Raw genomic sequence first — 13,708 nt, 5'->3', positions numbered from 1 at the left:
GACCGGCTCGACGCGCGGGGCGGCCGGACGCTGCGGGAGCTGGGCGAGGGACTGGGCATGAGCCGGCAGGCGGTGAGCGAGCATCCGGCGGTGCTGGAATCGGCGCTGCCGGTCACCGTCGTGCGCAGGGGCCGGGAGAAGCTGCACCACCTCGACCCGGTGCCCATCCAGGAGGTCGCCGACCGTTGGATCGGCCGGTACGAGCGCCACCGCCCGGACGCGCTGTCCCACCTTGAGCAGAACCTGGAAGGAACGGTCATGGACAAGCCCGAGTTCGTCTACGTCATCTACATCCAGACCACCGCCGAGAAGCTCTATCAGGCGCTGACCGACCCGGAGTCCATCAAGATCTACATGGGCGGCTACGGCCCGGACTCGACATGGGAGGCCGGCGCGCCGGTCCGTTGGAAGATGGACCCGGACGGCGAGTTCGAGGAGGTCGGTCAGCGGGTCCTGGAGGCGGAGCCGGGCAAGCGGCTGTCGTACACCTGGCACACCCTGCAGCCCATGCACCGCCAGATGTTCGACTTCGCCTCGGACCAGGAATGGGAGGAAGCCGTCCGGGAACGGTCGAAGGTCGCCTTCGACATCGAGCCGGCCGAGGAGCCCGAGATGGGCATCAGGCTGACGATCACCCACGACGGTTTCGACAGCCCGGACAGCAAGATGCTGGAGGGCGTCAGCGACGGCTGGATCGCGATCCTCTCGACGCTCAAGACCCTGCTGGAGGGCGGGAAGTTCCTCGACGAGCCGGCCTGAGGGCGGGCCCGCCCGACGCCGGGGCGGTCCGGGGCCCGGCCCCGGCCACCCGGGCGCCGACGCGCACGTTGCGCCCCGCCGCGCCCGACGATCCCGCCCTCGACGCGGAACTGCCCGGAGGCATCCCGGCCGAGGGTGAGACCGAGGGAGCGGGGAAATCGGAACAGGGATCAGGCCCCGGGCACCCGGTCGAGGAAGCCGCTGACCGAGGCGATGCGTCCGTCGTCGTCGAGCTTGATCACGTCCGACCCGGCGACGGGGGCCGAGCCGTCGGTGGCGGAGACCAGCTCCCAGCTGAAGCGCACGATGTCGTGGTGCCCGTCCGGGGTGCCGGTCAGCCGGAACTCGAAGCCGGGGAACTGCTGGTGGGCCCCGTTGATCGTGGCCGTGAGCTCGTCGTGGCCACGCACGTCCGCCACCGGGTCGGTGTAGGTGGCGGTCTCGGTGAAGGCGGCCGCCACGGCCTTCTCCAGATCCTCGGGGGTGGCCGCGTTCCAGGCGACGAAGTAGCGCTGGACGGCGTCCTCGTATGCGGTCATCGTGCTGTCCTCTCCTTGCGTCCCGGCCCCAGGGGCCGGGCTCCCGTGTGCTGGTGAGGAACACGATGTCCGATGACGCGGAAGGCGTCGATTACCTCCGAGGTCATGGTTCGGGCGCGGCCGGTGCGGTGTCGCATCACGGCGCGTGGAGCGGGCACGAGAGCCGTCGGACAGCGGCGGGGAAGGCGCGGCGCGGAGGGCGCTGCGGGAAAACGCGGCGCGGAAGGCGCGACGGGGAAGAGGCTGCGCGGAGGGCGCTGTGGGGAAGGGGCGGCGCGGTGCGGAAGAAGCCCCGCACCTTCACACCTGGTTGTCCGGGACGACATGCATGGCCGCTTCCTCGGCCGATGCCGCCGCTCCGTCGATCCCGACGTCCTCGGCCGCCAGAGTGTCCGGCTCATCGATGTCCAGCTGTCGGGTGAGACGTCCGGCGCGCACCGAACCGACCTCCGTGTCCCAGGGCTCGCCGTCACCGTCGGACAGATCTCCCACGTCGTCACCGGCGGCGTCGGCGACCTCGGGCAGTTCCCGTGCCAGACGGCTCTCCAGCGGCTCGCCGCTGTGCTGTTCGGCGGCCGTGGTGCCCTGGTCCTCCACCGCCCACGGTCGCTCGGGCGGGGAGTAGCCCTCGTCGAGGAGGTCGGTCAGCCCCCGGTTGTCCAGGGTGTCCTCGATGTCGAGCTGCTCGACGGGGTCGGAGGCCTCCGGCTGCTGGGGCTGGTAGACATCGTCTCCCATGTCGGCATCCTTCATGGTCTGTCCCTTCCCGGTTTCGGGGATCCCGGTCGTGCATGCCGCGCACGCGACTCGGGAGAAAGGGGGCGTACATGCGGTATGTGTGCGGTATGCGCCCCGGTGCCGTCGAACCGCCCGTATGAGTTCAGGATAAGTGGCCGGGGCGTGAGCCCGCAGCCGTGGGCCGCAGGCCGGGCGCCGGGGGCCCGTCGGGGGCACGATGGAAGTGGCAGGTGGAACCATGTCCTGCCGCCATCGGTATCGGGAGAATCGCCATGGATTACCCGGAGAGTTATGAGCTGGTATTTCAGGCGTTCGCCGTGGAGGACGACACGGTGACCGTGCGGCGTACGGCGCAGTCGGGTGCGGGTGGGTACCCGATCTACGAGGACGAGACCGGAATCGTGCGTGCGGAGATCAGCGAACGCGGAGAGGTGCGCATGCTGGCCAGCGGCGGACACCAGGTGCTCGGCACCCCCCTGGTGGTGCGGGAACCGAGTGCCTGAACCACCCGGGGCCCGTCCGGCGGATCACCGGCGGACGGGCCCCGGACGGTTCACCGCTCCGTCGGGACCGGGGCCGTCAGCCCTCGGTCCAGCCGTGGTTCTTGGCGAACTGCAGCAACCCGCTCCGGATCTGCAGGATCTGAGCGCCCGTCAGGGTCGGCGCCGACTCCAGCAGGAGGTCGGTCACCTCCTTGGTGTACTCGGACGCACTGAGCACATCGCACAGGGTGTCGTCGTCCGCCGACCCCGGAGCATGGACCGCGACGGGCCTCGGCGGAGTCAGCGGCTTCCCGTCGGGACCCTCGGCGAGCCGGACGGACGACGCCTTCAGCCCCCGGTCACCGTCCTCGATCTCGAACTCCACCGCCGTACCCGTGTGTACGTAGGACTCCGGGATCAACATGTCGTTCACATGGAGAAAGACATCCTCACCGCCGTGATCGGGCGAGATGAAACCGTATCCCCGTGCGCCGTCGAACCGCACCACGCGACCAGAAACCACACCAACCCCCAAGAAAGAATCGGGCCCCTTGCCCGTTGCCACACATGGCTCGACCGGAGAATAGCCCGCGCGACCGGGCGGCGCGACCCGATCCGGGGAATCGCCGGGGCCGTTTCACCTGAGCCTGCGTGCCGGCGGGGGCGCGGTTCCGGACGCCAGTGGGGAGCGGGCCAGCTCGACGCAGCCCACCGCGATCAGGGTGAGGGCGACCAGTTCGGGCAGCACCCACCACCCGGTGCGCAGGTGCTCGCCGAACAGGGTCACCCCGTACAGCACGCTGATCAGTGCGTCACCGAGGGTGAGCGGTGGCTGGACGGCGACCAGCGTGCCCGCCTGGAGGGCGTTCTGGAGGAGGAACAGCGCCCCCACTCCGGCCGCGGCCGTGGCGTACAACTGCCAGGACGTCAGGAGCTCCACCGCTCCGCCGCCGTCTTCGAGCCGTGCCATGGCGTCTTTCATGAGCGCGGCCGTGAGCGCGTACCCGCATGCGGCGGCGAGGCCGAGCAGCGCGCCCCGGAGGTTGCCCCGCGTGCTCAGGGCCCCGCCGATCAGCACGGCCTCGAAGACGCCGGTCAGGATCAGCGCCGGCACCCAGGCCGCTCCCCGCACCGATGTGCTGCCGCCGTCCGGCGCCGCGGAGGCCATGCCCAGGGCCAGTCCCAGGGTCACGGCCGCCACCGCGGACCAGAGCCGCCGGGGCAGCCGTACCCGCATCACGAACCCGGCCATCAGCAGTGTGGCGGGCAGTTCGATCACAAAGATCGGCTGGACCACGGCGATCGGCCCGGTGGCCAGCGCCACGGCCTGGCACACGGCCGCGACGATCACCAGGCCGATCCCGCCCAGCCACATGCGCTGGCGCAGCAGATGCCCGATCAGCGACAGACGCATCGCCTCGGTGTCGGGCACGGTGCGGGCGGCGCGGCGCTGGAGTACGGAGGCCGCGCCGTTGCTGAGCGCGGTCAGGACGGCGAACAGGACGCTGATCACCGAACCATGATGCGGGCGGCGTGCCCGCGATCCGGGGTCCTGCGGTACGGCGGCATGGCGGGAGGCGGGAAGGCGGCATGGAGGGAAGGCGGGAGTGGACCGCGGCCGCCCATGAGGACAGAAAGTGTCCGCAAGCCCGCGTACCGTGCCGTCCATGGCCCCGAAGCGGAGCACCGCCGCGAAGACGAACCCCGCCGCACCCGTCGTGCTCTCACCGCGCGCGCTGGGCCGTGCCACGCTGGAGCGGCAGCTGCTGCTGCGCCGGACCCCGATGTCCGCGAAGGACGCCGTCGAGCATCTGGTCGGTCTCCAGGCGCAGAACACCAGGCCGCCGTACTACCAGCTCTGCGCCCGCCTCGACGGCTTCGCCCCCGCCGAGCTCGCGGAGCTGATGGAGTCCCGCGAGGTGGTCCGGATCGTCACCCTGCGCTCCACCATCCACCTGCACACCGCGGCGGACGCGCTCACCCTGCGCCCGCTCGTCCAGGCGGCGCGCGACCGCGAGCTCAGGACCTTCCGCAAGGGGCTCGCCGGGGTGGACCCGGACCGGCTCGGGGCGCTCGCCAGGGAGCTCGTCGAGGAGCGGCCCCGTACGCCCAAGGAGATCCGCGAGGCGCTGCTGGCCGAGTGGCCCGAGGCCGATCCGCAGGCACTGGGCGTGGCCGCCCGCTGTCTGCTGCCGCTGGTCCAGGTCACCCCGCGCGGGGTGTGGGGGAGGAGCGGCCGGGTCGCGCTGACCACCGCCGAGCACTGGCTCGGCAGCCCGTCGGAGCCGGTCCCCGCGCCCGATGCCGCCGTGCTGCGCTATCTCGGTGCCTTCGGGCCCGCCTCCGTGCGGGACATGCAGACGTGGGCCGGGCTGACCCGGCTGCGCGAGGTCTTCGAACGGCTGCGGCCGCGGCTCATGACCTTCCGGGACGAGAACGGCACCGAGCTCTTCGACCTGCCGGACGCCCCGCGCCCCGACGAGGACACCCCTGCCCCGCCGCGCTTCCTGCCCGAGTTCGACAACGTGCTGCTCGGCCACGCGGACCGTACGCGCGTCATTCCGCCGCGGTACCGGGGGCGCAACGGGAACGGCAACCAGTCGTACGGAACGGTGCTGGTCGACGGATTCCTCGCGGCGATCTGGCGGCTGGGCGGCGGCGCCGGGGCGGGCGCGGGGCCCGGGGCCGGTCCCGGTGCGACGACCCTCACCGTGCAGCCGCTCGGCAGGCTGAGCCGGGCGGATCACGACGCCGTCACGGAAGAGGCGGTACGGATGCTCGCCACCCTGACGACGGCTGCCACCGACGCGCACGGATACGACATCCGGTTCGCGACGTTCGTCGACTTCGAACGCTGAGCATCCGCCGGCACGCCTACGGCAGCAGCCCCGCGCGCCGGGCCGCCACCACGGCCTCCAGCCGTGTGTGCGCGCCCAGCTTGCGCATCGCCGAACGCAGATAGCCCTTCACCGTCTCCGGCCGCAGTCCCAGCCGCTCCGCCGCCACCGCGTTCGTCGTCCCCGCCGCCACACAGGCCAGCACGTCCACCTCGCGCGGCGCCAGATGCACACCGCAGGGCTTCGGCACCCGGGCCCCGGCCGCCGAGGCGAGCCGCCCGCACACCGAGAGCAACTCGTCGCGCAGCGCGGGGTCGGCGACCTTCGGCACCAGGGCGCGCAGCTCGCGATGCGCCTCGCGGACGTCCTCCCACGCCTCCGGCGCGGCCGCCGGATCCGTGACCTGTTCCCGGGTCACGGCCAGGAGCTGCTGCACCTCGTCCCGTACGACCAGGGCCTGCTCCACATCGCGGGCGGCGGCGACCGCCGCGTCGAACGTGCGGTCGCCGAGCGCGACCGGCTCACGCAGCGCCCCGTACAGCAGGCCACGCACCTTGCGCCGTACGACGACGGGTACCGCGACCACCGCGCGCAGGCCCTCCGCCGCGACCGCCACGTCGTACTCGTGGCTGATGTGGCGCGAGGAGCGGTAGTCGGTCACCGCACAGGGGCGGGACAGGGCGATCGACTTGCCGCCGAGCCCGCTGCCCGCCGAGATGACGAGCCCGCGCAGGGCGGCCGACCGCGCCCCGTTCAGCTCGGCTATCCGGGCGTGGCGGGCATCCGAGAGCAGCCCGCCGAAGGCCACGGGCAGACCACTGATCCGGCGCAGCCGCAGCAGCGCCGCCTGCATCTCGACCGCATCGACGGATTCCGGCACGCTGTCGCCTCTCTGCCCGGTCCCTGCCCGGCTCCGGAGGCACGGCAGCCTCGCTCGCCGCACCCCCGTTCGGGGGTGGTGAGACCTGGGTCACTGTTTACATGATGTTAAGCGACCGGTCCGGTCCGCAATGAGGAGGGCACATGTCGGCAACCAGCGCGACGGAGACATTCCGGGCCGCCAGGGACTTTCTGCTCCAGCACCGCGAGGACTACCACGCGGCCTACCAGGGCTTCCGCTGGCCCCGGACCGACCATTTCAACTGGGCGCTCGACTGGTTCGACGCCATCGCCGAGAACAACGACCGCACCGCCCTGCACATCGTGGAGGAGGACGGCGGCCGCACCGAGGTCTCCTTCGCCCGGATGTCCGCCCGCTCCAACCAGGCCGCGAACTGGCTGCGCGCTCAGGGGGTACGGGCCGGGGACCGGATCCTCGTCATGCTCGGCAACCAGGTCGAGCTGTGGGAGACGGCCCTCGCCGCGATGAAGATGCGCGCCGTCGTCATCCCCGCCACCCCGCTCCTCGGCCCGGTCGATCTGCGCGACCGGGTGGAGCGCGGCCGGGTCCGGCACGTCCTGGTGCGGGACACCGACACCGCCAAGTTCGACGAGGTGCCCGGCGACTACACCCGGATCGCCGTCGGCGCGGACGTGCCCGGCTGGCTGTCGTACACCGGCGCCGACGACCGGCCGGAGACCTTCGAGGCGGACCGGGAGACCGACGCCGACGAACCGCTGATGCTCTACTTCACCTCCGGCACGACCGCCAGCCCCAAACTCGTCGAGCACACCCATGTCTCCTACCCCGTGGGCCACTTGTCGACGATGTACTGGATCGGCCTCAAGCCCGGGGACGTCCACCTCAACATCTCCTCGCCGGGCTGGGCCAAGCATGCCTGGTCGAACCTCTTCGCGCCCTGGAGCGCCGAGGCGACCGTCTTCATCTTCAACTACACCCGCTTCGACGCGGGCCGGCTGATGGCCGAGATGGACCGCTCGGGCGTGACCAGCTTCTGCGCCCCGCCCACCGTCTGGCGGATGCTGATCCAGGCCGACCTCTCCCAGCTGAAGACCCCGCCGCGCGAGGTCGTCGCGGCCGGTGAGCCGCTGAACCCTGAGGTCATCGAGACGGTGCGGCGCACCTGGGGCGTCACCATCCGGGACGGCTTCGGCCAGACGGAGACCGCCGTCCAGGTCGCCAACACCCCGGGGCAGCTGCTGAAGGCCGGTTCGATGGGACGGCCCAGCCCCGGCTTCACGGTCGAGCTCCTCGACCCGGTCACCGGCGAGCCCGGCGCCGCCGAGGGGGAGATCTCCCTCGATCTCTCGGACCGTCCGGTGGGCCTGATGACCGGCTACCACGGCGACCCGGACCGGACCGCGGAGGCCATGGCCGGCGGCTACTACCGCACCGGTGACATCGGTTCCCGCGACGAGGACGGCTACATCACCTACGTGGGCCGCGCCGACGACGTCTTCAAGGCGTCCGACTACAAGATCTCGCCGTTCGAGCTGGAGAGCGCGCTGCTGGAGCACGAGGCGGTCGCCGAGGCCGCCGTCGTCCCGGCCCCCGACCCGGTACGGCTCGCGGTGCCGAAGGCGTACATCGTGCTCGCGGAGGGCTGGGAGCCGGGACCGGACACGGCGAAGGTGCTGTTCGCGCACTCCCGGGCGGTCCTCGCCCCGTACAAGCGGGTCCGCCGACTGGAGTTCGCCGAGCTGCCCAAGACCGTCTCCGGCAAGATCCGCCGCATCGAGCTGCGTGAGCGCACGGCCCGGGGCACCGGCACCGAGTACGACGAGGGGGACCTGCGATGAGTGAACTGTCCTACGCGCACGGCACCGGCACCACGGCGCTGCTCGGCGACACCGTCGCGGGCAATCTCGACCGCGCGGTCGAGGCGTTCGGGGAGCGCGAGGCGCTCGTCGACGTCCCCTCGGGGCGACGCTGGACGTACACCGAATTCGGCGCCGCGGTCGACGAGTTGGCCCGTGCGCTGATGGCGTCGGGGGTGGCCAAGGGGGACCGGGTCGGGATCTGGGCGATCAACTGCCCCGAGTGGGTCCTCGTGCAGTACGCCACCGCCCGCATCGGCGCCGTCATGGTCAACATCAACCCGGCCTACCGGGCGCACGAGCTGGAGTACGTGCTGAAGCAGGCCGGGATCTCGCTCCTGGTCTCCTCGCTCTCGCACCGCACCAGCGACTACCGCGCACTGGTCGACCAGGTCCGCGGCACCTGTCCGGCCCTGCGTGCCGTGCACTACATCGGCGACCCGTCCTGGGACGCCCTGCTGGCCGGGTCCGGGTCCGTGACGGAGGAACAACTCGCGGCCCGCGCGGCAGAGTTGTCCTGCGACGACCCGATCAACATCCAGTACACCTCCGGTACCACCGGCTTCCCCAAGGGGGCCACCCTCTCCCACCACAACATCCTCAACAACGGCTACTTCGTGGGGGAGCTGGTCGCCTACACGGAACAGGACCGGATCTGTCTGCCCGTCCCCTTCTACCACTGCTTCGGCATGGTCATGGGCAACCTCGGTGCCACCTCGCACGGCGCCTGCATCGTGATCCCGGCGCCCTCCTTCGAGCCCGCCGCCGTGCTGGCCGCCGTCCAACAGGAGCGGTGCACCTCGCTCTACGGCGTCCCCACCATGTTCATCGCGGAGCTGGACCTCGCCGACTTCGCCTCGTACGACCTCTCCTCGCTGCGCACCGGCATCATGGCCGGATCGCCCTGCCCGGTCGAGGTGATGAAGCGGGTCGTCGCCGAGATGCACATGGACGAGGTGTCCATCTGCTACGGCATGACGGAGACCTCGCCGGTCTCCACCCAGACCCGCCGCGACGACGACCTGGAGCGCCGCACCGGCACGGTCGGCCGCGTCATGCCGCACATCGAGGTCAAGGTGGTCGACCCGGTGACCGGGGTGACCCTGGAGCGCGGCGCGGGGGGCGAACTCCGTACCCGGGGCTACAGCGTGATGCTCGGTTACTGGGAGCAGGCCGAGCGCACCGCGGAGGTGATAGACGCCGGCCGCTGGATGCACACCGGGGACCTCGCCGTGATGCGGGAGGACGGCTACGTCGAGATCGTCGGCCGGATCAAGGACATGATCATCCGTGGTGGCGAGAACGTGTACCCGCGGGAGATCGAGGAGTTCCTCTACGGCCACCCGAAGATCGCGGATGTGCAGGTGGTGGGCGTACCGGACGACAAGTACGGGGAGGAGATCCTGGCCTGCGTCATCCCGAGGGATCCGGCGGACCCGCCGACCCTGGACGAGGTGACGGGCTACTGCCGTGAACAGCTGGCGCACTACAAGATCCCGCGACGGCTGCAGATCCTGGAGACCTTCCCGATGACGGTCAGCGGGAAGGTCCGGAAGATCGAACTGCGGGAGGGCTACGGCCGGTAGGAGCGGACTGCCCCGGGCGCTGTCAGGCGGCCTCGATGATGTCCCCGGCAACGCCCCGGGTCGCGGCCGCCCATTCGATCAGCAGCACCTCGTAGGCGGCGGACTCCACGGAGGACCAGTCCTGGCCGGCTCGCGCGTCGACCAGCGCCCGTATCGCCTCGTTCGCCTCGGCGGCGGACGGGGGCGTCGGTCGGGTCGTGTGCGACGGGTCGGTGGGTGGGGTGTGCCGTGGAGTTAAAGCCATGTCCCCTACCTTAAGGCCCGCCACTGACAGCGGCCCGAACATTTGTGGCCCCTGGCCCGAACGTGACCGATTGCACTCACTGTTGCCGACCGGTTCCGCTGAGGTGCGGGCCGGGCTCGGCGCGCGGGATCTCGCGGCGCATGCAGACTCTCGGCCAGCGGTCCAGGCCGTGTTCCGCCTCCTCCGCCCTGATCTTCCGCAGCCCCTCGGTGAGTTCGGATTCCGTGAGCGTACGGAAGCCGAGGCGGGTGTAGTACGGGGCGTTCCACGGGACGTGGGAGAAGGTCGTCAGCGTGAGCGCGCTCAGCCGCCGGTCGGCCGCCCACGCGGCGAGATGGTCGATGAGTGTGCTGCCCAGTCCGCGCCGCGCGGCGGACGGATGGACGGAGACCTGCTCGATGTGGGCCGCGCCGTCGACCGGGTCGGCGATCAGATAGCCGACCGGGCGGTCGTCGGCGTCCGCGGCCACCCAGGCGCGGCCGGCCAGGCGGTAGCCGTCCAGCAGATCGAGGGGCGGAGGGTCGTCGTCCGCGATGGCGGTCATGCCGAGCGCGCGGAACGGTTCGCCGGCGGCTCGCTCGATGTCCTGGAGCAGCGGCAGATCGGAGCGGCGGGTGGTACGGATACGCATACGGTCAGTATGGCGCCCCGGAAGATCTCAGGCCCCGGTGCTGATCAGCTCGTCCGCGGAACTGTTGGCCGGCTGCGGCGTTCCCGTGACGTCCATCACGAAGAGCGGGACGCCGAGCCCGTCCGCGCGGGCTTCGGCATCCTGGGCGTAGCCCGCGAGTGAGAAGAACACGCTCGTGACGGACGCGCTCAGCGCGTGCAGCCAGAGGCACTCGACGTCACGCAGGGCGGCCGGGCGGGTGGTGGCGTCGACCCGGGCGACCAGTCCGGTGGCGCGCAGGTCGATCCGCTCGGGGGAGCGCTCCGCCGGCTGTACGGCATCGTGGTAGCCCAGCCAGTTCAGATACAGGGCGGCGCAGGCGACCGCGTCGGGTGCCGTACGGATCGGCCGCGGCCGGAACGCGGGCCGGGGCGGCGGCGCCGTGCGCGGCAGCGGGATGTGGGACGGCCGGGCGGACCGGCTCCCGTCGGCGGGGGAGGCGGTGGCGTCGGTGTCGTCGGAGGCCGCCGGCGGACGGACCGGTATCCGCAGCACCGTCCCGCACGGGCAGTACAGCTCCGGCTGCGGCCACTGGTCGAGGCGCCCGCAGGAGCGGCAGCGCACCGCCACCCAGTCGTCGTTCCAGGTGCGGTGCGTGATCGGTACGACCGGGGCGCCGCGCAGCACGGGCGGGGCGGTCGGCGCACCGCACGGGCAGGGGTAGACCGGCGCGCTGTACGCGTGGGCGCGGCGGCAGGCCGGACAGCGTACCGGCACCGACTCCACCATGATCTCCCTCCGGCCCCGGGCGTGCGCCCCGGCGACGGGCCGCCTCGGCGCACCGCGACGCGCCGGCGCCGACCCGTCCGGGCCCACTGCGCTCCGTACCCCATCGTCCATCAAGAGCGAGGTGCCGGGGGGCGACTTGGCGTACTTCGCGGACCGCCGCGCGGATCGGTCCGCCGTGCGCGGACTCCCTTGACGGCCGTCCGGCCGCACTTTAGATTGATTTCCGTATAACAGAATCAAGTTTCCGTCATGCGGAATTGGTGCTCTCAGGTGGCGCGACAGAGCCCGACTCCACCAGGTCCGAGCAGGAGCACTCAATGCCTCGAATGACCGCTGCCCGAGCGGCAGTTGAGATCCTCAAGCGCGAAGGCGTCAGCAACGCGTTCGGTGTGCCGGGCGCGGCGATCAACCCCTTCTACGCGGCCCTCAAGGCCGCTGGCGGGGTTCATCACACGCTCGCCCGCCATGTCGAGGGCGCCTCCCACATGGCGGAGGGCTACACCCGCGCCCGTCCGGGCAACATCGGTGTCTGCATCGGCACCTCGGGACCGGCCGGCACCGACATGATCACCGGCCTGTACTCCGCGATCGCCGACTCGATCCCGATCCTCTGCATCACCGGACAGGCCCCGACCGCCGTGCTCCACAAGGAGGACTTCCAGGCGGTCGACATCGCCTCGATCGCGGCGCCCGTCACCAAGGCCGCCACGACCGTTCTCGAAGCCGCCCAGGTCCCGGGCGTCTTCCAGCAGGCCTTCCAGCTGATGCGCACCGGCCGGCCCGGCCCGGTCCTCATCGACCTGCCCATCGATGTCCAGCTCACCGAGATCGAGTTCGACCCCGAGCTGTACGAGCCGCTGCCGGTGCACAGGCCCGCCGCGACCCGCAAGCAGACCGAGCGCGCCCTGGAGATGCTGAACGCCTCCGAGCGCCCCCTGATCGTCGCGGGCGGCGGCGTCATCAACGCCGACGCGTGCGCACTCCTGGTGGAATTCGCCGAGGTGACGGGGGTTCCGGTCGTCCCGACCCTGATGGGCTGGGGCGTCCTCGCCGACGACCACGCGCTGAACGCGGGCATGGTCGGCCTCCAGACCTCGCACCGCTACGGCAACGCGAACTTCCTGGAGTCCGACTTCGTCCTCGGCATCGGCAACCGCTGGGCCAACCGCCACACCGGCAAGCTGGACGTCTACACCCGGGGCCGCACCTTCGTCCATGTGGACATCGAGCCCACCCAGCTCGGCAAGATCTTCGCCCCCGGCCTCGGGATCGTCTCCGACGCCGGGGCCGCGCTGGAACTGTTCGTCGAGGCGGCACGCGAGCTGAAGACCGCGGGGAAGCTCAAGGACCGCTCGGAGTGGGCCGCGTCCACCCAGGAACGCCGGGCCGCGCTGCAGCGCCGTACGCACTTCGACAACGTGCCGCTGAAGCCGCAGCGGGTGTACGAGGAGATGAACCGGGCCTTCGGACCCGAGACCCGGTACGTCACCACGATCGGCCTCTCCCAGATCGCCGGTGCGCAGCTGCTGCACGTCTACCGGCCGCGCCACTGGATCAACTGCGGCCAGGCGGGCCCGCTCGGCTGGACCGTCCCGGCCGCGCTGGGCGTCGCCACGGCCGACCCGGACGGTTCCGTCGTCGCGCTCTCCGGCGACTACGACTTCCAGTTCATGCTGGAGGAGCTGGCGGTCGGCGCGCAGCACCGCATCCCGTACGTCCATGTCCTGGTGAACAACTCCTACCTGGGCCTGATCCGTCAGGCGCAGCGTGCCTTCGACATCGACTTCCAGGTCAACCTGGAGTTCGAGAACCTCAACTCGCCGGAGGTCGGCGGCTACGGGGTCGACCACGTCAAGGTCGTCGAGGGCCTGGGCTGCCGGGCGATCCGGGTCACCGAGCCGGACCGGCTGCTGCCGGCCTTCGAGGAGGCCAAGAAGCTGGCCGCGGAGTTCCGGGTGCCGGTGGTCGTCGAAGCGATTCTGGAGCGCGTGACGAACATCGCGATGAGCGGCACGGACATCGCGTCCGTCAACGAGTTCGAGGACGTCGCGACGGACCCGTCCCACGCACCGACCGCGATCCGCCCGCTCGCGGTGTCCTGACGATCCGTCGGCCCGTCCGCGGCCCCCGCCCCCGACAGCCGGGGCGGGGGCCGCGTCCTTGCGGGGCCGGCGCGCCGTCCTCGGCCGCGGCCAGGACCCGGGGCGGAGCCGGGAACGCGGAGAAGGGCGCGGAGTACGGGACCGTATCCGTACTCCGCGCCCTGGCACGGGAGAACACAACAGGGGTCGCGGCGGCGGCGATCGGGCGGGCGGCCCTCCTCATCCTTCAGGTCAGGAGGGGAGCGGACGCCTGCCCCCACCACCGCACTGGCATCGCACGGCCGCCGCGACCTCGTCCTGCCCC

Annotated in this window: 14 protein-coding genes; 6 read left to right on the top strand and 8 right to left on the bottom strand. The window is 71.5% G+C overall.

The window, feature by feature from the left end; genetic code table 11:
- Positions 1–57 precede the first annotated feature (57 nt).
- Positions 58–759, top strand: a complete 702-nt coding sequence (locus ACIOMQ_RS09945) for an SRPBCC domain-containing protein (RefSeq protein ID WP_401936537.1) — start codon at positions 58–60, stop codon at positions 757–759.
- A gap of 170 nt (positions 760–929) precedes the next feature.
- On the opposite strand, the gene ACIOMQ_RS09940 is transcribed toward ACIOMQ_RS09945, so the two are convergent.
- Positions 930–1,298 (bottom strand): nuclear transport factor 2 family protein, encoded by a 369-nt coding sequence (locus ACIOMQ_RS09940; protein ID WP_362197525.1) that lies wholly within the window; start codon positions 1,296–1,298, stop codon positions 930–932.
- Positions 1,299–1,598: 300 nt separating this feature from the next.
- Complete coding sequence (locus ACIOMQ_RS09935) at positions 1,599–2,051, bottom strand: DUF5709 domain-containing protein (protein ID WP_362197522.1); 453 nt, start codon at positions 2,049–2,051, stop codon at positions 1,599–1,601.
- Between the two features lie 257 nt (positions 2,052–2,308).
- On the opposite strand from ACIOMQ_RS09935, the gene ACIOMQ_RS09930 reads away from it, so the two are divergent.
- Positions 2,309–2,539 (top strand): DUF6296 family protein, encoded by a 231-nt coding sequence (locus ACIOMQ_RS09930; protein WP_362197519.1) that lies wholly within the window; start codon positions 2,309–2,311, stop codon positions 2,537–2,539.
- A 76-nt stretch (positions 2,540–2,615) separates the two neighbouring features.
- Here ACIOMQ_RS09930 and ACIOMQ_RS09925 read toward each other — a convergent pair whose 3' ends face one another.
- Positions 2,616–3,041, bottom strand: a complete 426-nt coding sequence (locus ACIOMQ_RS09925) for a cold-shock protein (RefSeq protein WP_389798928.1) — start codon at positions 3,039–3,041, stop codon at positions 2,616–2,618.
- A 114-nt stretch (positions 3,042–3,155) separates the two neighbouring features.
- Complete coding sequence (locus tag ACIOMQ_RS09920) at positions 3,156–4,031, bottom strand: DMT family transporter (protein ID WP_402128036.1); 876 nt, start codon at positions 4,029–4,031, stop codon at positions 3,156–3,158.
- Positions 4,032–4,185: 154 nt separating this feature from the next.
- Here ACIOMQ_RS09920 and ACIOMQ_RS09915 point away from each other — a divergent pair, with 154 nt between their 5' ends.
- Entirely contained in the window at positions 4,186–5,376 is a 1,191-nt protein-coding gene (locus tag ACIOMQ_RS09915) for a winged helix DNA-binding domain-containing protein (protein ID WP_362197510.1), read from the top strand.
- 16 nt (positions 5,377–5,392) lie between these two features.
- Here ACIOMQ_RS09915 and ACIOMQ_RS09910 read toward each other — a convergent pair whose 3' ends face one another.
- Positions 5,393–6,235 carry a LuxR C-terminal-related transcriptional regulator gene (locus tag ACIOMQ_RS09910; RefSeq protein WP_362197507.1) on the bottom strand — a complete coding sequence of 281 codons (843 nt, stop codon included), beginning with the start codon at positions 6,233–6,235 and terminating at the stop codon, positions 5,393–5,395.
- A gap of 143 nt (positions 6,236–6,378) precedes the next feature.
- Between ACIOMQ_RS09910 and ACIOMQ_RS09905 the strand changes: the two genes are divergently transcribed.
- Together ACIOMQ_RS09905 and ACIOMQ_RS09900 are read left to right on the top strand one after the other, a co-directional pair.
- Positions 6,379–8,055 (top strand): AMP-binding protein, encoded by a 1,677-nt coding sequence (locus ACIOMQ_RS09905; RefSeq protein ID WP_362197504.1) that lies wholly within the window; start codon positions 6,379–6,381, stop codon positions 8,053–8,055.
- Complete coding sequence (locus tag ACIOMQ_RS09900) at positions 8,052–9,659, top strand: AMP-binding protein (protein ID WP_402188506.1); 1,608 nt, start codon at positions 8,052–8,054, stop codon at positions 9,657–9,659. The genes ACIOMQ_RS09905 and ACIOMQ_RS09900 overlap by 4 nt, the downstream gene beginning before the upstream one ends.
- A gap of 22 nt (positions 9,660–9,681) precedes the next feature.
- Here ACIOMQ_RS09900 and ACIOMQ_RS09895 read toward each other — a convergent pair whose 3' ends face one another.
- From ACIOMQ_RS09895 to ACIOMQ_RS09885, 3 genes are all read right to left on the bottom strand, one after another.
- Complete coding sequence (locus ACIOMQ_RS09895; protein WP_362197499.1) at positions 9,682–9,903, bottom strand: hypothetical protein; 222 nt, start codon at positions 9,901–9,903, stop codon at positions 9,682–9,684.
- A gap of 76 nt (positions 9,904–9,979) precedes the next feature.
- A complete protein-coding gene (locus ACIOMQ_RS09890; RefSeq protein WP_362197496.1) occupies positions 9,980–10,534 on the bottom strand; it encodes a GNAT family N-acetyltransferase in 555 nt (184 codons plus the stop codon).
- A 27-nt stretch (positions 10,535–10,561) separates the two neighbouring features.
- A complete protein-coding gene (locus tag ACIOMQ_RS09885; protein ID WP_362198048.1) occupies positions 10,562–11,299 on the bottom strand; it encodes a hypothetical protein in 738 nt (245 codons plus the stop codon).
- 329 nt (positions 11,300–11,628) lie between these two features.
- On the opposite strand from ACIOMQ_RS09885, the gene gcl reads away from it, so the two are divergent.
- Positions 11,629–13,404, top strand: a complete 1,776-nt coding sequence (gene gcl / locus ACIOMQ_RS09880) for a glyoxylate carboligase (RefSeq protein ID WP_401755862.1) — start codon at positions 11,629–11,631, stop codon at positions 13,402–13,404.
- The last annotated feature ends 304 nt before the right edge of the window (positions 13,405–13,708 follow it).

Origin of the sequence: Streptomyces sp. NPDC087845, assembly GCF_044742755.1 — a bacterium.
Lineage (GTDB): Bacteria > Actinomycetota > Actinomycetes > Streptomycetales > Streptomycetaceae > Streptomyces.
This window is presented reverse-complemented; position numbering and strand designations above follow the sequence as displayed.

Bases quoted from the DNA above. Each gene is read 5' to 3' on its own strand.
- gcl (WP_401755862.1), top strand. From the start codon at position 11,629: ATGACCGCTGCCCGAGCGGCAGTTGAGATCCTCAAGCGCGAAGGCGTC.
- ACIOMQ_RS09900 (WP_402188506.1), top strand. From the start codon at position 8,052: ATGAGTGAACTGTCCTACGCGCACGGCACCGGCACCACGGCGCTGCTC.
- ACIOMQ_RS09915 (WP_362197510.1), top strand. From the start codon at position 4,186: ATGGCCCCGAAGCGGAGCACCGCCGCGAAGACGAACCCCGCCGCACCC.
- ACIOMQ_RS09930 (WP_362197519.1), top strand. From the start codon at position 2,309: ATGGATTACCCGGAGAGTTATGAGCTGGTATTTCAGGCGTTCGCCGTG.
- ACIOMQ_RS09945 (WP_401936537.1), top strand. From the start codon at position 58: ATGAGCCGGCAGGCGGTGAGCGAGCATCCGGCGGTGCTGGAATCGGCG.
- ACIOMQ_RS09890 (WP_362197496.1), bottom strand. From the start codon at position 10,534: ATGCGTATCCGTACCACCCGCCGCTCCGATCTGCCGCTGCTCCAGGAC.
- ACIOMQ_RS09935 (WP_362197522.1), bottom strand. From the start codon at position 2,051: ATGAAGGATGCCGACATGGGAGACGATGTCTACCAGCCCCAGCAGCCG.
- ACIOMQ_RS09905 (WP_362197504.1), top strand. From the start codon at position 6,379: ATGTCGGCAACCAGCGCGACGGAGACATTCCGGGCCGCCAGGGACTTT.
- ACIOMQ_RS09940 (WP_362197525.1), bottom strand. From the start codon at position 1,298: ATGACCGCATACGAGGACGCCGTCCAGCGCTACTTCGTCGCCTGGAAC.
- ACIOMQ_RS09895 (WP_362197499.1), bottom strand. From the start codon at position 9,903: ATGGCTTTAACTCCACGGCACACCCCACCCACCGACCCGTCGCACACG.